This window comes from Erwinia oleae (assembly GCF_000770305.1).
In the GTDB taxonomy this organism is placed as follows: Bacteria; Pseudomonadota; Gammaproteobacteria; order Enterobacterales; family Enterobacteriaceae; genus Erwinia; species Erwinia oleae.
Genome location: NZ_JNVB01000001.1, coordinates 154252 through 173965, shown reverse-complemented (window position 1 = coordinate 173965; position 19714 = coordinate 154252). Strand labels below are relative to the sequence as shown.

19 protein-coding genes and 1 other annotated feature are annotated in these 19714 nt (G+C 56.7%); of the genes, 11 read left to right on the top strand and 8 right to left on the bottom strand.

The window, feature by feature from the left end:
- The 5 genes from GS12_RS23925 to GS12_RS00655 all read right to left on the bottom strand — a co-directional run.
- Window positions 1–832, bottom strand: a protein-coding gene (locus GS12_RS23925) for an IS5-like element ISPs1 family transposase (RefSeq protein WP_152601325.1) whose coding sequence is annotated in 2 segments (ribosomal slippage) — window positions 1–490 and window positions 490–832 — 833 coding nt annotated over the 2 segments. Because the reading frame shifts where the segments join, the coding sequence is not laid out codon by codon here. This gene is flagged as partial in the annotation.
- A gap of 16 nt (window positions 833–848) precedes the next feature.
- Window positions 849–1958, bottom strand: coding sequence for an MFS transporter (locus GS12_RS00670; protein ID WP_084089518.1), 1110 nt, complete (start codon window positions 1956–1958; stop codon window positions 849–851).
- Between the two features lie 39 nt (window positions 1959–1997).
- Window positions 1998–3434: an EmmdR/YeeO family multidrug/toxin efflux MATE transporter gene (locus tag GS12_RS00665; protein ID WP_034943081.1), complete on the bottom strand. Its 1437-nt coding sequence runs from the start codon at window positions 3432–3434 to the stop codon at window positions 1998–2000.
- 154 nt (window positions 3435–3588) lie between these two features.
- Window positions 3589–3909, bottom strand: coding sequence for a DUF496 family protein (locus tag GS12_RS00660; protein ID WP_034915818.1), 321 nt, complete (start codon window positions 3907–3909; stop codon window positions 3589–3591).
- Window positions 3910–4069: 160 nt separating this feature from the next.
- Entirely contained in the window at window positions 4070–5128 is a 1059-nt protein-coding gene (locus GS12_RS00655) for an FUSC family protein (protein WP_034915820.1), read from the bottom strand.
- Window positions 5129–5291: 163 nt separating this feature from the next.
- Here GS12_RS00655 and sbcB point away from each other — a divergent pair, with 163 nt between their 5' ends.
- Entirely contained in the window at window positions 5292–6719 is a 1428-nt protein-coding gene (gene sbcB / locus GS12_RS00650; protein WP_034943080.1) for an exodeoxyribonuclease I, read from the top strand.
- 52 nt (window positions 6720–6771) lie between these two features.
- Here the strand turns inward: sbcB and GS12_RS00645 are convergent, their stop codons facing one another.
- Window positions 6772–8136 (bottom strand): APC family permease, encoded by a 1365-nt coding sequence (locus GS12_RS00645; RefSeq protein WP_034943078.1) that lies wholly within the window; start codon window positions 8134–8136, stop codon window positions 6772–6774.
- Between the two features lie 727 nt (window positions 8137–8863).
- On the opposite strand from GS12_RS00645, the gene GS12_RS00640 reads away from it, so the two are divergent.
- Entirely contained in the window at window positions 8864–10141 is a 1278-nt protein-coding gene (locus GS12_RS00640; RefSeq protein ID WP_034943076.1) for an NAD(P)/FAD-dependent oxidoreductase, read from the top strand.
- A 1-nt stretch (window position 10142) separates the two neighbouring features.
- Here GS12_RS00640 and GS12_RS00635 read toward each other — a convergent pair whose 3' ends face one another.
- Window positions 10143–10970, bottom strand: coding sequence for an SDR family oxidoreductase (locus tag GS12_RS00635; protein ID WP_034943075.1), 828 nt, complete (start codon window positions 10968–10970; stop codon window positions 10143–10145).
- Between the two features lie 167 nt (window positions 10971–11137).
- Between GS12_RS00635 and hisL the strand changes: the two genes are divergently transcribed.
- The 9 genes from hisL to hisIE all read left to right on the top strand — a co-directional run bounded on the left by hisL (window position 11138) and on the right by hisIE (window position 18404).
- On the top strand, window positions 11138–11185 hold the full coding sequence (gene hisL / locus GS12_RS24180; RefSeq protein WP_152601326.1) for a his operon leader peptide: 48 nt from the start codon (window positions 11138–11140) through the stop codon (window positions 11183–11185).
- Window positions 11161–11281, top strand: a sequence feature (His leader region). (Overlaps the previous gene by 25 nt.)
- 67 nt (window positions 11282–11348) lie before the next feature.
- Window positions 11349–12248 carry an ATP phosphoribosyltransferase gene (gene hisG, locus GS12_RS00630; protein WP_034915831.1) on the top strand — a complete coding sequence of 300 codons (900 nt, stop codon included), beginning with the start codon at window positions 11349–11351 and terminating at the stop codon, window positions 12246–12248.
- A gap of 3 nt (window positions 12249–12251) precedes the next feature.
- Window positions 12252–13559 carry a histidinol dehydrogenase gene (gene hisD, locus GS12_RS00625; RefSeq protein ID WP_034943074.1) on the top strand — a complete coding sequence of 436 codons (1308 nt, stop codon included), beginning with the start codon at window positions 12252–12254 and terminating at the stop codon, window positions 13557–13559.
- Entirely contained in the window at window positions 13556–14644 is a 1089-nt protein-coding gene (hisC, locus tag GS12_RS00620) for a histidinol-phosphate transaminase (protein ID WP_034943072.1), read from the top strand. The genes hisD and hisC overlap by 4 nt, the downstream gene beginning before the upstream one ends.
- Window positions 14641–15708: a bifunctional histidinol-phosphatase/imidazoleglycerol-phosphate dehydratase HisB gene (hisB, locus tag GS12_RS00615; RefSeq protein WP_034943071.1), complete on the top strand. Its 1068-nt coding sequence runs from the start codon at window positions 14641–14643 to the stop codon at window positions 15706–15708. Before hisC ends, hisB begins: the two co-directional genes overlap by 4 nt.
- On the top strand, window positions 15708–16298 hold the full coding sequence (gene hisH, locus GS12_RS00610) for an imidazole glycerol phosphate synthase subunit HisH (RefSeq protein ID WP_034915840.1): 591 nt from the start codon (window positions 15708–15710) through the stop codon (window positions 16296–16298). The genes hisB and hisH overlap by 1 nt, the downstream gene beginning before the upstream one ends.
- A gap of 5 nt (window positions 16299–16303) precedes the next feature.
- Complete coding sequence (gene hisA / locus GS12_RS00605) at window positions 16304–17041, top strand: 1-(5-phosphoribosyl)-5-[(5-phosphoribosylamino)methylideneamino]imidazole-4-carboxamide isomerase (protein ID WP_034943069.1); 738 nt, start codon at window positions 16304–16306, stop codon at window positions 17039–17041.
- Entirely contained in the window at window positions 17023–17799 is a 777-nt protein-coding gene (hisF, locus tag GS12_RS00600) for an imidazole glycerol phosphate synthase subunit HisF (RefSeq protein WP_034943068.1), read from the top strand. The genes hisA and hisF overlap by 19 nt, the downstream gene beginning before the upstream one ends.
- The gene (gene hisIE / locus GS12_RS00595; protein ID WP_034943067.1) at window positions 17793–18404 is read left to right on the top strand and encodes a bifunctional phosphoribosyl-AMP cyclohydrolase/phosphoribosyl-ATP diphosphatase HisIE; all 612 of its coding nucleotides are present in this window, start codon (window positions 17793–17795) and stop codon (window positions 18402–18404) included. The genes hisF and hisIE overlap by 7 nt, the downstream gene beginning before the upstream one ends.
- 57 nt (window positions 18405–18461) lie before the next feature.
- Here the strand turns inward: hisIE and wzzB are convergent, their stop codons facing one another.
- Window positions 18462–19466, bottom strand: coding sequence for an LPS O-antigen chain length determinant protein WzzB (gene wzzB / locus GS12_RS00590; RefSeq protein ID WP_407637839.1), 1005 nt, complete (start codon window positions 19464–19466; stop codon window positions 18462–18464).
- Window positions 19467–19714 lie beyond the last annotated feature (248 nt).

Genomic DNA, 19714 nt, shown 5'->3' with positions numbered 1-19714 from the left:
TGCCGCATACAACGTAGGCTGCAGGCCAGCGTGACCATGGCTGCGTAGCTCTTGGCCAGCTTGTCGTAGCGGGTGCCGATTCGGCGGTTCTCTTTTAGCCAGCCAAACATCCGCTCAATGATGTTGCGCTGCCGATACTTTGGACGATCAAAGAGTCGGGGCAAGCCAGGCCGGGGTTTGCGTGGCATGGCGCGTAGCGGGATCACAGGCTGTATTCGGTAACGGTCGCAGTAGTAACGCAGGTGTTCCGCGTCATAGCCTTTGTCAGCCAGCAACCATCTACTGCGTTTGCGTGGTCGCCCCGGCTTACCGGAAATGCGCACCTGATCCAGCAACGGCTGGGCGTGGGCGATATCGCTGGCTTGTCCCGGTGAAAGCATGAAGCGCAATGGCACGCCATTAGCGTCGCAAACCATATGAATCTTGGTTGTCAGGCCGCCTCGACTGCGCCCCAGAGCATGGTCTAGCGGTTCTTCAGGCCCCCCTTTTTCCCGGCGCCTGAGGAGGCTCGGGTTGCACGTACCGCCGTGGAGTCGATCATCCAGGTGTCCAGATCGATCAGTCCTTCCTGGTTGAGTCGAATGTGCAAGCGTTCCAGTATCCGGTCGAACGTGCCGTTATCGCGCCAGTCACGAAAACGCTGATACACCGTCGACCAAGGCCCAAAGCGTTCCGGCAGATCACGCCAGGCAGCACCCGAGCACAAAATCCAAAGGACTCCGTGGAGTACCAGGCCATCATCACTACGTGGGCGACCCATTTTCTGCTCGGGAGAAACCAGATCCTTGATCAATTCCCACGATGCGTCGGAGAGTTCGTAACGCTTTGCCATGCGGGCCTCCAGCCAATCATGGCGGCAATTCTACCCCCCACCGACTTTTCGTACAAAACCTAATAAAGATGGAGTTGACCGCGCTGACGCGCCCGCGCATCTCGTCGGGCGTATCAAGCTGGACCAGCGAACCGCGAATGACCACGCTGACCATATCAAATCCGCCGAGCAGAAACAGCGCCAGCAGCGACAGCCCCAGGTGAGTGGACAGCGCAAAAGCCACCGTCGCCACGCCAAATCCCGCCACTGACGCAAACATGATCATCCCCACGTTGCGCTCCAGCGTACGGCGGCTGAGCCAGAAACCGACCAGTAGCCCGCCGACCGCTGGCGCGCCGCGCAGCAGTCCCAGCCCCCAGGGGCCGGTATGCAAAATATCTTTAGCAAAAATCGGCAGCAGCGCCGTAGCGCCCCCAAGCAGTACGGCAAAGAGATCGAGTGATATCACGCCCAGCACATCGGGCCGGTTGCGAATAAACTTCACCCCGGCAAACACCGTGGCAAAGGTGGCAGGCGCGCGCGGCGGCGGTGCCTTTTCATAACGCAGGCGGCTGACCATCAGCACGGAAATGAGGTAAAGCGCGCCGGTAGTCAGGTAAACCACGCCCGGCCCGGCGACGTAGAGAAAGCCGCCCAGCGCCGGGCCCAGCATCGACGCGGTCTGCATCGACGCGCCGTTGGCGGCCGTAGCGCGTGAGAGCAGCGACAGCGGCACCAGCGCGGGCAGCATTGATTGCAACGACGGCGCTTCCAGCGTGCGCGCTACCGAAATGATAAAAATCAGACCGAGGATCACCGCCTCATCGGTACGGTGTGCGAGCGTCAGGCCCGCCAGCGCCATAATCGCCACCCATTCCGTGATCTGCCCGAACAGCACCACGCGGCGGCGGTCGAACTGGTCGGCGATGTGTCCGGCGGGAAGCGCCAGCAGTACGGCAGGCAGAAACTGCGCCAGCCCTATCAGCCCCAGATCCAACGCGCGGCCGGTCACCGCGTAGATCTGCCAGCCGACGGCGATGGAGAGCATCTGGAAAGCAAAGCTGGAGGTGGTTCGGGCCAGCCAGAACGCCACAAACGAACGATGTTGAAACAGCGATTCCGCCGCAGCGGAGGAAGAAGACGGCATAACGTTTCCCGTGCAGGTCAGGTGAATATTTTTATTTTTTTACGGCAGCTTCGCCGGTTTAGTATACTTCCACAGCCAGCGACCGCTGACCAGTCTGCGATAGAAGAACAGCGCGCGTACGATCCAGTCCAGGAACATACCCATCCAGATGCCGACCACGCCAAATCCCAGCATTACGCCAAGCGTGTAACCTGCCACAATGCGGCAGCCCCACATGCCAAGCAGCGACACCCATATGGTGAATCGGGCATCCCGCGCGCCTTTCAGGCCCGCAGGCAGCACCCAGGAGGCGGCCCAAAACGGCATAAAGGCGGCGTTCAGCCAGACCAGCATTTTAACCACGTGAATAACTTCCGGGTCGCGCGTGTAGAAAGACGCCAGGATGCCGGCAAACGGCACCGTCAGGGCCGACACGATGCACAGTCCAACCGTAGACAGCATGAAAATATTGTGTAGCTGCCGTTCCGGCTGGAGAAGCTGCCCTTTGCCCAGCCGCGTGCCGACGATGATGGTTGACGCCGATCCCAACGAGTTGCCCGGCAGGTTGATCATGGAGGCGATGGAAAAGGCGATAAAGTTACCGGCAATCACGTCGGTGCCCATCCCGGCGACAAAAACCTGCGTGAGCAGCTTGCCGCCGTTGAACAGGACAGATTCAATGCTCGCCGGTACGCCGATGCCGAGTACTTCTTTCAGAATGCCAATATCCAGCTTGCGGAAATAGCTTTTCAGCGAAATTTTCAGCTGTGGCGTAAAGCCAGTCATCAGCACGTAAATCACCGCAATCGCGCCGACGTAGCGAGAAATCGTCAGTCCGACGCCTGCGCCGGCAAAGCCCATGCCTTTCCATGAGAAGCAGCCGTAGATCAGCACTGTACTAAAAATGATATTGAGGATATTCATGCCGCCGTTGATCAGCATGGGGATTTTGGCATTGCCCGCGCCGCGCAGCGCGCCGCAGCCGATCAGGGCGATCGCCGCCGCCGGATAGCTCCACGCGGTAATTTGCAGATAGACCAGTGCCAGCGCTTTCACTTCGGGTTCGGCGCTCCCTGCAATAACGTCAATAATCGCTTCGCCAAACAGGGCGATCAGCAGCGCCAGCGCCACGGCAAACAGCGTCATCAGCACCAGCGACTGACGCGCGGCGGCCTGCGCCCGTTCGCGGTTGAGTTTACCCAGGCTGAAAGCCACCACCACGGTTGTGCCCAGATCGATAGCGGCAAAGAAGGCGATGATCACCATATTGAAACTGTCGGCCAGCCCGACGCCCGCCATGGCCTCTTTACCCAGCCAGCTGACCAGGAAGGTGCTGAGCACGCCCATCAGCAGTACGCAGAGGTTTTCGAAAAAGATTGGCACCGCCAGCGGTGTAATTTCCCGCCAGAAAAGTACGCGTCTTGAGCGCCGTCGGGTGTACCACATCGAATTTTTGAAAGTTTGAAGCAGAGAAGCGCTGAAGTATTGCAAGGTCATTCCAGCCGGAAAAGGGAAAAGGCTTTAGTGATGATGATTACTGGCGACGATTTATGCAAAGTTTTTTATTAGCAAAAAATGTGATAGGCGGCGGGCGTTGGGGAAAAGAGAGAGAAATGCAGAAAAACCGGGGCAACGGCCCCGGTGGCGGAGCTTATTGCGCTTTGGGTTCACCCATCGCCTTCAGCTTTTTAGAGAGTTCACGACGCTCTTTCGACAGGTCAGCGTTTTTGATGATGTAATCATCAACGCGATCTTCATAGTCACTGCGCATGCTGGCGATAATCTCCTGGATGGCCTCGACGCTCATGCCTGGTTTGATGTATTCACTGAGGTTGTCGAGCAGCAGCACGCGTTTCTGGTTGTCGCGAATTTTCTTTTCAATATCGTGGATTTCGCGCTGAAGCTTATTTTTGCGACGAAACATCCGTACGAATTCCAGCACGTTCTGGAATGACTGTTTTGCATTTTCCATGAAGCCACCTTTTATTCAGGCCTGTTAGTACAGGCACCATTATCATAGCCATCAGCTTAGCGGTTTGCCGCCCCAGATGGCAATTTTCAGATTGCAGAATAAGACCTGCGCTCATCTTATCGTGAAGCGCTCTTTCGCGCAGTAAGTTGTTGCAAATCGCTTATTTACGCAGCGCCATGCGGATCAGATCGGACAATCTTTCCAGCTGTCCTGCCATCTCCAGGCTGAGCCAGACATAGCCATGAATCGGCGTTTCAACCTGTACGCTGCTGTTGGACGCGGAAATTAACTCCCGCAGTTCACGGCTGATTTCCGCCAGCTCGTCGCTGTTGGCGTCGATTTTCCCCGCGTTGCCCTCCACCACCGCCGTCGACAGCGCGCGGAGCGTCTTCTCGGTCATCTGCTGCGTGCGCCGCAGCGTTGGCGCGTTCAGCATGATCAGGTGGCTTTCGCGCAGCGCCCACCAGGCATTGATCTGAAGCTCAAGCGTGCAGACCATATTGCGATTCAGCGTCTGAATCCCTTCAAATACCGAGCGCGGCGTGCGCGTCTCTTTGCTGGCGGGATCGAGCATTGCCCGCATTTTCACCACGCCGGTGAGTAAACGCTGAAGAGGCTGCGTCAGGCGCGGTTTATCCACCAGATTCGGTGAAAAGCCCGCATGGTAAATCTTCGCGGTCTCAAGCAACGAGTCTGAGAGCTTAATTCGCCAGTGCGTGTAGGCTTTTTGCGGATAGATGCTGGTAAAGAGCAGCGCCAGCAGTGAACCGAAAATCACATCGCCTCCTCGCCACAGCGCCGTGGTCATGTCCCCCGGCGGCGCGCCGCAAATCACCGCCAGCGTAATGCCGATAAGCAGCGCCATATAGGGATGTTTGCCAAGCGTCAGAAAGCCGCAGAGAAACATGACCACCGTGCACCAGAGCAGCATCACCGGCAGCGAAAGCAGCTCCAGCTTCAGCGCTATCAGCCCGGAAACCGAACCGAAAATGGTGCCGCCAATCCGCTGCACCGCGCGCGGAAAAACGTTTCCCCACGACGAAACCGGCCCCATCACCACCACCAGCGTGATCAGCGGCCAGCTCCCTTCCGGGATCTGAAGCAGCCGGACCAGCAGAAAGGTGAGCACAAACGCCAGCGCAATGCGGGCACCGTGCACGATGCGATAGTTACGGTAAAGCGTGAACTCGAAGGGTGAAAGCGGCTTGTCGGGACGCACTACGTTCTCCAGAAACTCAATCGTCGCCCCGCAGCATAGCGCATCGGCCCCGCGCCGTAATTGATTCGGGTCGTTTTCTTGCCCACTTTTAACCTGTTGGCTTCGAACTTCCCATCAAATGCTCTACCATAAGGGGAATTTTCCCTGACTGGATGCGAGCCGAGTGAAACAAGACGCCCCACAACCCACCTTCCTGTTCCACGACTACGAAACCTTCGGCAAGAGCCCGTCGCTGGACAGGCCCGCCCAGTTTGCCGGGGTGCGTACCGATATGGATTTCAATATTATTGGTGAACCGGAGGTGTTTTACTGCCGTCCTGCGGATGACTATTTACCGCAGCCCGAAGCCGTGATGATCACCGGCATCACGCCGCAGGTGGCGCAGGAAAAAGGGGTTGATGAAGCCGCGTTTGCCGGTCGTATCCACCGGCTGTTCAGCGAGCCCAATACCTGCGTGGTTGGCTATAACAATGTGCGTTTTGATGATGAAGTCACGCGGAATCTGTTTTACCGCAACTTTTACGATCCCTACGGCTGGAGCTGGCAAAACGGCAACAGCCGCTGGGATCTGCTTGACGTTATGCGCGCCTGCTACGCGCTACGCCCCCAGGGCATTACGTGGCCTGAGAACGATGACGGCTTTCCCAGCTTTCGCCTGGAACACCTGACCAAAGCCAACGGTGTGGCGCATGAAAACGCGCACGATGCGATGTCCGACGTTTACGCCACCATTGCGATGGCAAAACTGGTAAAAGAGAAGCAGCCCCGCCTGTATGATTTTCTGTTCAGCCATCGTAACAAACAGAAGATCGTTACGCTGGTTGATATACCGCAGATGAAGCCATTGCTGCACATTTCCGGCATGTTCGGCGCATTTCGCGGCAATACCAGCTGGATTGCGCCGCTCGCCTGGCATCCGGAGAATAAAAATGCGCTGATCGTATGCGATTTGGCCGGCGATATCACGCCGCTGCGCGAGCTGGATGCGGAGGCGTTGCGCGAGCGCCTTTACACGCGACGCGACGATCTGGGCGACGCTGCGCCGGTGCCGCTCAAGTTACTGCATATTAACAAGTGTCCGGTGGTGGCCCCGGCGAATACGCTGCGCCCGGAGGATGCCGGGCGCCTCGGTATCGATCGCCAACGCTGCCTGGATAACCTCGCCCTGCTGCGTCAACTGCCTGACGTTCGTGAAAAAGTGGTGGCGCTGTTCGCGGAAGCTGAACCCTTCCCCCCTTCTGATGATGTGGATGCACAACTGTATGACGGTTTTTTCAGCGATGCTGACCGTTCGGCGATGCGCATTCTTCAACAGACCACGCCGGAAAATCTCCCGGCGCTGGATCTCACCTTTAACGATGCCAGAATCAATAAGCTGCTGTTCCGCTATCGCGCGCGCAACTTCCCCGGCACGCTGGATGAAGCCGAGCAAAAACGTTGGCTTGAGCACCGCCGTGACGCGCTCAACCCGGAACGGGTGCGAAATTATGTGCAGGAACTGGAGATGTTGTTGCATCAGTACGAGGGCGACCAGGAGAAGATGAAGCAGTTGAAGGCGCTGTTTGACTATGCACGCGAGCTGACGTCGTAAGTCTGTTTCGCGCAGCAAAAAGGGCGCCGGAGCGCCCTTTTTTATCTCACCGTTACATCGGCTCTTCAGTACACTGCGGCACCGGATTGCGGAAGCTGCGCGTCACCCAGGCCAGATAAATCAGACCAATAGTGCCCCACACCAGCCCCAAAATCATAGAGCTCTCTTCAAGATTGATCCACAGTGCGCCTACCGTCAGCGCGCCGCACAGCGGCAACAGTAAAAAGTTAATGTTGTCTTTCAGCGTCTTGTTGCGCTTCTCGCGGATCCAGAACTGCGAAATCACCGACAGATTCACAAAGGTAAAGGCAACCAGCGCGCCAAAGTTGATCAGCGCCGTGGCGGTCACCAGATCGAAGGTAACTGATGAAAGCGCGATCGCCCCCACCAGCAGCACGTTCAGCGCTGGCGTACGCCATTTCGGATGGATATAGCCAAAGAAGCGCTCAGGAAAGACGCCGTCGCGGCCCATTACGTACATCAGCCGCGAGACGCCCGCATGCGCCGCCATACCGGACGCCAGCACGGTGACGCACGAGAAAATCAGGATGCCGAACTGGAAGGCTTTACCCGCCACGTACAACATGATCTCCGGCTGTGAGGCATCGGGATCTTTAAAGCGCGAGATGTCCGGGAAATAGAGTTGCAGGAAATAGGACACCACAATAAAGATCACGCCGCCAATCAGTGCGGTAAGGAAAATCGCTTTTGGTATTACGCGACCGGCGTCTTTGGTCTCTTCCGACAGCGAGCTGATGCCGTCAAAGCCAAGAAATGAGAAGCAAAGAATGGTCGCACCGGTGATCATCGGCACAACGTGCGCGTTTTCCGACCAGAACGGACGCGGGCTGACCAGCGTGCCGGCGCCTTCGCCATGCGCAACGCCGTAAATCACCATGCCCATGATAACCACCATTACCGCGACCTGAAGCACAACAATGACGCTGTTGAAATTGGCGACGGTTTTGATGCCTTTCAGATTAGAAAGGGTCATAAAACCGACCAGCAGTACCACAAAGAGCGATGACGGAATGCCCGGCACCAGCGCTTCAAAATAGATTTTTGCCAACAGGATGTTGATCATCGGCATGAACAAATAGTCGAGCAATGATGACCAGCCGACCATAAAACCCACATGCGGGCTGATGGCTTTTTGCGCGTAGGTATAGGCCGATCCGGCGGAGGGGAAACGGCGAACCAGCTTTCCGTAGCTCAACGCGGTAAATAAAATCGCGATCAGCGCGAAAGCGTAGGCGGTGGCAACATGGCCGTCGGTCAGGCCGGAAACAATGCCAAAGGTATCGAACAGGGTCATAGGCTGCATGTAGGCAAGGCCCATCATGACCACCGGCATCAGCGTCAGCGTTTTTTTCAGGTGCGCGCGCGGCGCAGCAGCGGTCGGCTTATCAAGCGACATGATTCAGCCTCCCCATAGCGCCAACCTTTTCAGGCTGAACCACAGGGAAACTTCGCGTTATGCGTAAGCGCTTCTTCAGAGGAGAAAGGGAGTGGCAGGAACAGAGAGACGTGGAACCTGCTGCGGCACCGTAATCATCCCGCAGTCGGTTTCCAGCGTAAGCCGGTGTAAATAAGTGAAGCCCCATTTTTCTTTTTCCTCAACGCGCGTGTAAATGACGAATATCTATCCGGGCTGGCCCGGCCTCTTAAATGCGATTAAGTTTCTGCAAAAAAATAACCGGCGCGGTGAGCGTCGGCTATCAATGCGATTTTGCAGGGCGCATATTTTGCCTGGTCGCCGGTCAGAAGACAAGACATTACGACCGTGAGTGACGCTTTCTTTATTTACGATCAACGCAGTCTGTGTTGCTTCAGCTATTTTTCAGCGTCCGGTCAATCCTTCTGACGCTCACCAGCCGTTCAACCTGCATCTGCGCGTGTTTTTTGCGGTGTGCCGGACGAAGCCGAAGCGTTCTTCCGCCAGTGGAGGCAGGGATCAACGCTGCGCAGCTTCTCGCAGCGCGTCGCGTCGGGGAAGCGCAGAATCGCTGCTATCCACCGGCCTGCATTTCAGCCATGCGTGGTTCAAAAAAACGCCAGGAGAGTTGCCATAGACCTGACGCGAATTATGGGCAAATATTACAGTAGCCGTCACGCATGGCCAAAAAAATAAACAGGATGGTGGGATGGAACATGTTAACAGCTACTACGTCGCAACGGTGAACCCTCACTCTTCCTGGCCGCCGCTTCAGGACGCTATTCTCTGCGATGTCTGTATCATCGGTGCCGGTTTTGCCGGACTCTCCGCCGCGCTGCATCTGACTGAAGCAGGCTACGACGTGGTGGTGCTGGAAGCCGCGAAAGTGGGCTTTGGCGCCAGCGGCCGCAGCGGCGGGCAGATGGTGAACTCCTACAGCCGGGATATGGATGTGATTGAACAACGCTACGGACAGGAGAGCGCGAGGCTGCTGGGCAGTATGATGTTTGAAGGCGCAGGCGTGATCCGCGACCGCATCGATCGTTACGCCATCGCCTGCGATTACCGGCCGGGCGGCATTTTTGCTGCGCAGAATAAACGTCAGCTCAACGCTCTGCGCGCGCAGCGCAAACGCTGGCAGCAGTTTGGTAACAGCGAGCTGGAAATGCTGAGTGAAACGGGTATCCGCCGCGAAATTGCCAGCGAGCGCTATAAGGGCGGCCTGCTCGATCATCGCGGTGGCCATCTTCACCCGCTCAATCTGGCGCTGGGCGAAGCCGAGGCAATCCGCCGTCACGGCGGCAGGATCTATGAACAGTCGGAAGTGATTTCCGTGACCTATGGCATACCGCACGTCATCAAAACGGCACGGGGAAGCGTGACGGCGAAAATCGTGATTTTCGCGGGTAACGCCTACCTTGCGCCCCATCTGGAGCCACGTCTGACAGGAAACAGCATTCCCTGTGGTTCGCACATTGTTACCACAGAACCGCTCTCCGCCGACCGGGCGCTGTCGCTGTTACCCAATAATCGCTGCGTCGAGGACGTCAACTATCTGCCGGACTACTTTCGCCTGACCGCCGACAACCGGCTGCTATACGGCGGCGGCGTCGTCTATGGCGCAAGGGAACCCGGCGATGTCGCGTCGATCCTCCGCCCAAAACTGTTGAAAACCTTTCCGCAGCTCGCCGGCGTGAACATCGATTATGCCTGGAGCGGCAACTTCCTGCTGACGCTCTCCCGCCTGCCGCAGATCGGCAGGCTGGATAACAGCGTGTTTTATATGCAGGGCGACAGCGGTCACGGCGTCACTCTGACGCACCTGGCCGGAAAGCTGGTGAGGGAAGCGATTGGCGGACGTCCGCAGCGCTTCGACGCGTTTGCCCGGCTGCCGCATCTGCCGTTTCCGGGCGGCCGGCGCCTGCGCGTGCCGCTGACCGCCATCGGCGCGGCGTGGTATTCGTTAAGGGACAGGCTGGGCGTGTAACTCAGCCCAACGGCATCGCCGACGGGTCCGGATAGCGATACTCGAAACCCAGCTCGCGACAAATTTTCCCTCCATCAATGACTTTACCTTTATCACCGCTTTCGTCTGGCAAAAAGGTGGGCGGTGCGAGGTTAAGCTGCCGCGCAACCGCAGGATAAAAATCGCGGCGTGCCGGATGTGCCGGCGCGCACAGATTGTAAATGTGCCCGCCCTTTGGCGTTTGCAACAGCAGCGTAATCGCATCGATCACGTCTTCCAGATGCACCAGATTGACGCCGTGCGCGCCATTACTCAGCCCGCTTTTTCCCGCCAGGAAGCGTCCCGGATGACGATCCGGCCCCACCAGGCCGCCGAGTCGGAGGATATCCACCGAGGTGCCGGGCAGATGATGCAACCACTCCTCAAGCTCTTTCAGCGTGCGGCCAGCCACCGTTGTCGCCTCCAGCGGACTGTTCTCTTTCATCACGCCCGACCCGTTGCCGTAAACCGAGGTGGAACTGGTGAAAATGATACGCGGAATATGATAAGCCAGCGCGCTGTCTACCATCTGCTGCACGGCAAGCAGGTAGTTTTCGCCGCCCGCTGCCGTACGACTGGCCGGCAGCGTAACAATCAGCGCTTCGACATTCATCAGCGCCGCCAGGTCGTCCGGCTCGCAGATCAGCGCCGGTGTCAGTTCCAGCAGGCAGCTCTCTATGCCGCACATGCGTGCAGCCTCCACGCCATCCGGGGTCGTTTTCGTGCCTTTCACCTGCCAGCCATGTGCCGTTAATGAAAGCCCCAGCGGCATGCCGAGCCATCCTAATCCAACAATCGCAACGCTTTTCATGCCGTGGCTCCTGATAATTCCGTTAATTTCCGTTTACGCTACGCCAGCCGTACGTCGATGACAATCCACATTGTGTTGCTTTTCAGGTAAAAAAGGGTTGCGCGCGGCCGTTATCCCGGTTAGGTTAATCGTTACCGAATGAATAGACATCCATCCAAGAGAATTTTATGACACGCGTTCAGTTTACTCACCGCCATCACCATCATCCTGACTAGTCTTTCAGGCGATGTGTGCTGGAAGACATTTGATCTTCCAGCGGTGCAGAACGCAAGATAAGCCCCCGGAAGATCGCCTTCCGGGGGCTTTTTTTTGAGCCGGGTTTGGACGAAGCGCAAACGAAATTTGGTCGAAGCAGACAGGAAAAGAGGATAAGCACCGATGTTAGATAACTCACGTTTACGCATAGCTATGCAGAAATCAGGCCGTTTAAGCGACGAATCACGCGAACTGCTGGCCCGCTGCGGTATTAAGATTAATCTTCAGCAACAGCGGCTGATCGCCTTTGCCGAGAACATGCCCATTGATATTCTGCGCGTGCGTGACGACGATATTCCGGGGCTGGTTATGGACGGCGTGGTTGATCTCGGCATTATCGGCGAGAACGTGCTGGAAGAGGAGCTGCTGACGCGCCGCGCACAGGGCGAAGATCCGCGTTACTTCACCCTGCGACGCCTCGATTTTGGCGGCTGCCGCCTGTCGCTGGCAATGCCGGTTGACGATGAATACAGCGGCCCGCAGTGTTTACAGAACGCCCGTATCGCCACCTCCTATCCTCACCTGCTGAAAAAGTACCTCGACAAACAGGGCATTGCCTTTAAATCCTGCCTGCTTAACGGCTCCGTCGAAGTGGCGCCGCGTGCCGGTCTGGCCGACGCGATTTGTGATCTGGTCTCCACCGGCGCCACGCTGGAAGCCAACGGCCTGCGCGAAGTCGAAGTCATTTATCGCTCCAAAGCCTGCCTGATCCAGCGCGACGGTGAACTGCCGGCCGCCAAGCAGGCGCTGATCGACAAGCTGATGACGCGCATTCAGGGCGTGATCCAGGCGCGCGAGTCAAAATACATTATGCTGCACGCGCCGAGCGAGCGGTTGGAGGACATCATTTCGCTGCTGCCGGGCGCCGAGCGCCCAACCGTCCTGCCGCTTGCGGGCGATAAGAGCCGCGTGGCAATGCACATGGTCAGCACCGAAACGCTGTTCTGGGAAACCATGGAGAAGCTGAAAGCCTTGGGCGCCAGCTCAATTTTAGTTCTGCCTATTGAAAAAATGATGGAGTAGACCATGGCTGATTTCGCAACCCCCATTGACTGGCAGACATGCAGCGCGGCGCAGCAACAGGCGCTGCTGATGCGTCCGGCAATGTCCGCATCAGAGAACATTACCGCCACCGTTCGCACCATTCTCGACCGGGTAAAAAACGACGGCGACGCGGCGCTGCGTGAGTACAGTGCAACCTTTGATAAAACGCAGGTTGACGCGCTGCGCGTCAGCCCGGAGCAGATTGATGCTGCCGCCGGCCGGTTAAGTGACGAGCTGAAACAGGCGATGGTGCTCGCCCTCGGAAATATTGAAACGTTTCATCTGGCGCAGCGGCTGCCGGAAGTGGACGTCGACACGCTGCCGGGCGTTCGCTGCCAGCAGCTCACCCGCCCTGTAGCCTCTGTAGGATTGTATATTCCGGGCGGCTCCGCGCCGCTGTTTTCCACCGTGCTGATGCTGGCGACGCCGGCGCGCATTGCCGGATGTCAGCGCGTCGCGCTCTGCTCGCCGCCGCCGATTGCCGATGAAATTCTTTACGCGGCGCAGCTTTGCGGCGTGAACGAGGTCTATCAGGCCGGGGGCGCGCAGGCCATTGCCGCCCTCGCCTTCGGCACCGAATCTGTGCCGAAAGTTGATAAAATTTTCGGCCCGGGCAATGCGTATGTCACCGAAGCCAAGCGGCAGGTCAGCCAGCGGCTCGACGGCGCGGCCATCGACATGCCCGCCGGCCCGTCTGAAGTATTGGTGATTGCCGATGAGCAGGCCAATCCTGCTTTCGTCGCGTCTGATTTGCTGTCGCAGGCGGAACACGGACCCGATTCGCAGGTCATTTTGCTGACGCCATCAGCAGCCATGGCCGCTGCGGTAGCGGAGGCGGTTGACGCCCAGCTTGCCGCTCTGCCGCGCGCGGAAACGGCGCGTCAGGCGCTGGCGAGCAGCCGCCTGATTGTGGCGCGCGATCTTAAACAGTGCATTGAGATAAGCAATCGCTACGGGCCGGAGCATCTGATTATTCAGACGCGCCAGGCCCGCGATCTGGTCGCCGATATCACCAGTGCCGGATCGGTTTTTCTTGGCGACTGGTCGCCGGAGTCGGCGGGCGATTACGCCTCCGGCACTAACCATGTTCTGCCAACCTATGGCTATACCGCCACCTGCTCCAGCCTGGGCCTGGCGGATTTTCAGAAACGCATGACGGTGCAGGAACTGACGCCCGCAGGCTTTCTTTCGCTGGCACCGACTATTGAGATCCTCGCCGCGGCGGAGCAGCTTGCCGCCCATAAAAATGCCGTAACGCTGCGCGTTTCCGCGTTGAAGGAGAAGCCATGAGCAACAGTATCGACGCGTTGGCCCGCGCCAACGTCCGCGCCCTGACGCCTTATATGTCCGCTCGTCGCCTTGGCGGCAACGGCGACGTCTGGCTCAATGCCAATGAGTATCCGCTGGCGGTGCCGTTTGAGCTGAGCCAGCAGACGCTGAATCGCTATCCTGAGTGCCAGCCAAAGCAGGTTATTGAGCGTTACGCCGCCTATGCGGGCGTGTCACCGGAGCAGGTGCTGGTAAGCCGCGGCGCAGATGAAGGTATCGAACTGCTGATCCGCGCCTTCTGCGAGCCGGGAAAAGACGCGGTACTGTTTTGTCCGCCAACTTACGGCATGTATAGCGTCAGTGCCGAGACGTTTGGCGTCGAATATCGTACGGTTTCCGCGCGGGAAGAATGGCAGCTTAATCTGCCCGCCATTGCGGACCAGCTCGACGGCGTCAAGCTGGTCTATATTTGTAGTCCGAATAACCCGACCGGCAACCTGTTGAACCCGGAAGACATCCGGCAGCTGCTGGAGATGACGCGCGGCAAAGCGCTGGTGGTAGCCGATGAGGCCTATATCGATTTTTGCCCGGAAGCCTCGCTGGCTGGCTGGCTGAAAGACTACCCGCATCTGGTGGTATTGCGCACGCTCTCTAAGGCTTTTGCGCTCGCCGGGCTGCGCTGCGGGTTTACGCTGGCCAACCAGGACGTGATCGCCCTGCTGTTGAAGGTGATTGCGCCTTATCCCCTCGCCACGCCGGTTGCCGATGTGGCAGGCCAGGCCCTGAGCGACGAGGGTTTACGTATCATGCGCGATCACGTGCGCGTGCTTGTCGCCACGCGGGAAAACCTGATTGAGCAACTGCGTAACTGCGACGGCGTGGAGGCGGTGTTCCCCAGCAATGCCAACTACGTGCTGGCCCGCTTTACCCATGCCAGCACCGTGTTTAAAGCGCTGTGGGATCGCGGCATTATTTTACGCGACCAGAGCAAGCAGCCGGGCCTGACAAACTGTCTTCGTATTTCCATCGGCACGCGAGAAGAGTGTGACCGCGTAATTAACGCGCTGAAAACGTTAAGCGCCTCTGACGCTCCGGAGCAAGCATGAGTCAGAAAGTTCTTTTTATCGATCGTGACGGCACCATAATTACCGAGCCGCCGGAAGATTTTCAGGTGGATCGTCTCAACAAGCTGGCCTTCGAACCAGGCGTGATCCCGGCGCTGCTGGCGCTTCAGGAGGCGGGCTACCGCCTGGTGATGATCACCAACCAGGATGGACTCGGCACCGACAGCTTCCCTCAGGCGGACTTCGACGGCCCGCACAACCTGATGATGCAGGTGCTCAACTCGCAGGGCGTACGTTTCGACGACGTGTTGATCTGCCCCCACAAGCCGGAAGACGGCTGTGACTGCCGCAAGCCGAAGACAAAAATGGTTGAAGCCTGGCTGGCCGACGGCGCGCTGGATGCGGAACACAGCTACGTCATCGGCGACCGGGCGACCGATATCGAACTGGCGGAAAATATGGGCATCAGCGGCCTGCGTTACCATCCACGCGATCTGAACTGGCAGAGTATCGCTGAGAAGTTGACGCATCGCGATCGCCACGCGCTGGTGAGCCGTAAGACCAAAGAGACGCAGATAGAGGTCGAAGTGTGGTTGGATCGCGAAGGAGAGAGCCAGTTCAACACCGGCGTGGGTTTCTTCGACCACATGCTTGATCAAATCGCCACGCACGGCGGTTTCCGTATGAACATTCTGGCGAAGGGCGATCTGCATATTGACGATCACCATACGGTCGAAGATACCGGCCTGGCGCTGGGCGAAGCCTTGCTTAAGGCGCTGGGAGACAAGCGCGGCATCGGTCGTTTTGGATTTGTGCTGCCAATGGATGAGTGCCTGGCGCGCTGTGCGCTGGACATTTCCGGACGGCCACACCTTGAGTTTAAGGCCGAGTTTTCTCATCAGCGCGTGGGCGATCTGAGCACCGAAATGGTCGAGCACTTTTTCCGCTCCCTCTCCTACGCAATGGCCAGCACGCTACATTTAAAAACCAAAGGCAAAAACGATCATCACCGCGTGGAAAGCCTGTTTAAAGCCTTCGGGCGCACCCTGCGCCAGGCCATCCGCGTAGACGGTAACACCCTGCCCAGTTCAAAAGGAGTGCTGTGATGGAGGTGGTGATTCTGGATACCGGCTGCGCCAATCTCTCTTCGGTTAAGTGGGCAGTGCAACGCCTGGGTTACGATCCCCTCGTCAGTCGCGAATCGGACATTGTGCTTCAGTCCGACAAGCTGCTGCTGCCGGGCGTAGGAACCGCACAGGCGGCGATGGATCAGCTCCGCGAGCGTGAACTCATTGAGTTAATTAAAGCCTGTACGCAGCCCGTATTGGGCATCTGCCTTGGCATGCAGTTGCTGGGCGCTGAAAGCGACGAAAGCGGCGGCGTCAAAACGCTGGGAATTATCGATACGCCGGTACAGCACATGACCGATCACGGCCTGCCGCTGCCGCATATGGGCTGGAACAGGATCGTTCCGCAGGCAGGAAATCACCTGTTTCGCGGCATTCCCGACGGTTCGTACTTCTATTTTGTACATAGCTACGCCATGCCGGTTAATGAATACACCATCGCCCAGTGTCAGTATGGTGAAGCGTTCAGCGCAGCGATACAGAAAGATAACTTTTACGGCGTGCAGTTTCATCCGGAACGCTCCGGCGCGGCGGGCGCACAGCTGCTGAAAAATTTCCTGGAGATGTAAAGGTCATGATTATTCCTGCGTTAGATTTAATTGAGGGCAAGGTGGTACGCCTTCATCAGGGCGATTACGGCCAGCAACGCGATTACGGCAGCGATCCGCTGCCGCGCCTTCAGGACTACGAAGCACAAGGCGCCAGCGTACTGCACCTCGTCGATTTGACCGGCGCGAAAGATCCCGCCGCGCGTCAGATCCCCTTGCTGAAAAAGCTGCTGGCGGGCGTCAGCGTGCCGGTACAGGTTGGCGGCGGCATTCGTACCGCGCAGGATGTTGAAGCGCTGCTTGAGGCGGGCGCGCGTCGTGTGGTGGTTGGCTCAACGGCGGTGAAACAGCCTGAAGAGGTGCAGCGCTGGTTTCAAAAATACGGCGCGGAGGCCATTGTACTGGCGCTCGACGTGCGTATTGACAGCCGCAACCGTAAAGAGGTGGCCATCAGCGGCTGGCAGGAAGCGGCAGGGGTGACGCTGGAGCAGGTGATTGAACAGTTTTCACCCTCGGGACTGAAGCATGTGCTGTGTACGGATATTTCGCGCGACGGCACGCTCAGCGGATCGAACGTCGCGCTTTATCAGGACGTGTCGTCGCGTTTCCCATCGATTGCCTTCCAGTCATCCGGCGGTATCGGCTCGCTGAATGATATCAGCGCGCTGCGCGGCAGCGGCGTACAGGGCGTTATCGTTGGCCGCGCGCTGTTGGAAGATAAATTCACCGTTAAGGAGGCCATTTCATGCTGGCAAAACGGATAATTCCCTGTCTCGACGTACGCGAGGGTCAGGTGGTAAAAGGCGTGCAGTTTCGCAATCATGAAATTATTGGCGATATCGTGCCGCTGGCGCAGCGCTACGCGCAGGAAGGCGCCGACGAGCTGGTCTTTTATGACATCACGGCCTCCTCTGACGGACGCGTGGTGGATAAAAGCTGGGTATCCCGCGTGGCGGAAGTGATCGATATCCCCTTCTGTGTGGCAGGCGGTATCAAAACGCCGGAAGATGCCGCACAAATTTTGTCATTCGGCGCCGACAAGATCTCCATTAACTCCCCTGCCCTGGCCGATCCCGATCTGATTACGCGTCTGGCGGATCGTTTTGGCGTGCAGTGCATCGTGGTGGGCATCGATACCTGGTTTGACAGTGAAAGCGGTAAGTATCACGTTAATCAGTACACCGGCGATGAAAGCCGTACAAAAGTAACGTCGTGGGAAACGGTGGCGTGGGTGCAGGAAGTACAGCGGCGCGGCGCGGGCGAGATCGTACTGAATATGATGAATCAGGATGGCGTGCGCAACGGTTACGATCTCACCCAGCTACAAAAGGTGCGGGAAGTGTGTAAAGTGCCGCTGATCGCCTCCGGCGGCGCGGGTACAATGGCGCATTTCCATGAGGCTTTTCGTGATGCAGACGTAGACGGCGCGCTGGCCGCTTCCGTATTCCATAAACAAATTATTAATATTGGTGAGCTGAAACGTTACCTGATTGAGAAAGGTGTGGAGATTCGCGCGTGTTAACACAACAACAGCAAGACCAGCTCGACTGGAAAAAAACCGACGGCATGATGCCTGCTATCGTTCAGCACGCCGTTTCGGGCGAAGTGCTGATGCATGGTTATATGAACCCGGCCGCGCTGGAGAAAACGCTGGCAAGCGGTCAGGTCACCTTCTGGTCGCGCACGAAGCAGCGCCTGTGGACCAAGGGCGAAACGTCAGAAAACTTTTTGAACGTGGTCAGCATTACGCCGGACTGTGACAATGATACGCTGTTGATCCTGGTAAACCCGCTTGGGCCAACCTGTCACCTTGGAACATCAAGCTGTTTCTCTCCTGCCGCCCCAGACTGGACGTTTCTCTATAAACTGGAGCAGCTACTGGCAGAGCGCAAGCATGCCGATCCTGAAAGCTCATATACCGCCAGCCTGTATGCCAGCGGCACCAAGCGCATCGCGCAGAAGGTGGGTGAAGAAGGTGTGGAAACCGCACTGGCCGCAACGGTAAATGACCGGGAAGAGTTGAAGAACGAGGCTTCCGATCTGGTTTATCATCTGCTGGTGCTGTTGCAGGATCAGGAACTGGATTTGAGTGCGGTGATAGGGAATTTACGGGAAAGGCACAGGTAAATTAATGCAAAAAACGGGCGCCGTAAACTCAGGCGCCCGTTTTTTTTGCCAACGATTTTATACTTTCTGTTTGTGCTTAAGCAGCGCATTGCGACCGAGCACAATTCCCCCGCCTACAATACCGCCTAATAGCAGAGCCAGCATCATCGTTACAGCGCGCTTTGGACTATCGCGACGGAACGGCAATGTTGGCTTCATCACGTAGCGGTATGCATGAAAGTTAGTGACTATCGAGTTATTATTACTGTTGGTGGTCGTCACTAAATTATTGACATCCAGTAGCCGCTGGCGAACCTGATAATAGCTATCCGGAAAGGTAAGTGGGCGAGTCGCCTCGTTTTTCACCATTGATGATAACGCATCGCTCCCCAGCATGAACATTGTGTCCTGGGATACCTGCTCTGCCTGTTGGACCTGCGGAGTTTTGATTTTAGCCTGTTCGGCTATTGTCAGCGCCTGAGCAATCTGCGCAATGCGCAGCGCTTTCTGCTCGGTAGCCACTTTCTCACTACTCACTAACAATTGTTCCAGTTCGCTTTTGCGAGAAATGATGCTGGAATCAAGATCTGCTTTAACCGCGTTTACCACGTCGTCATCAATCTGCTGAATATACTGCGCCAGAATTTTCTGTGCTTGTTCCGCAGAATTTGCAACATATGAGACACGCAAAGGCAAATTCTGCCCTTTAATTGCAGCTTCTACATTAAGTCTTTCTGGTTTTTCCTGATTGTCCAGTTTTTCTGATAACGCCGAGAAAGACGAGTTAAAATGTGAAATAAGATTCTGCTGAATAGTCGTAATTGTCGGCGCGTTAGTATCATACAGAATGTTCATAGCATTAGCGTAACTGGAGACCTGACCAGAATCAGGCTGAGTAATCAGCGCCGTTGATGTCCATTTTTCTTTAGCGAAAAATAAATAACTCGTTGCGAGTAAAATAGCCACAATCATGCACACGATAACAGTGAGCTTTCCATGCCAGATCTGTATACCCAAATCAATCAGATCGACCTGCTCAGGTTCACTGTAGCGAGCGGTACTGCTGTTATTATTATCCTGTATCATATAAACCTTAACAACATGTTATAAGAGAATGCATACCATGAACGATAGTTTACCTGGACGCATGAGAATTGCTACCAATCTAATGACTGATTTTTGCATGGAGTCCGAAATATAATTCAAATCCGCCACTGTTAAAACCGGCAGGCATCAGAGAAGGTCCGTTAAAGATAACAATTTTATTATATAAACCTTTTACTTATAGGGGTTTACATACAATAAGATAGTGCCATTTTCAGAAAGGCTTA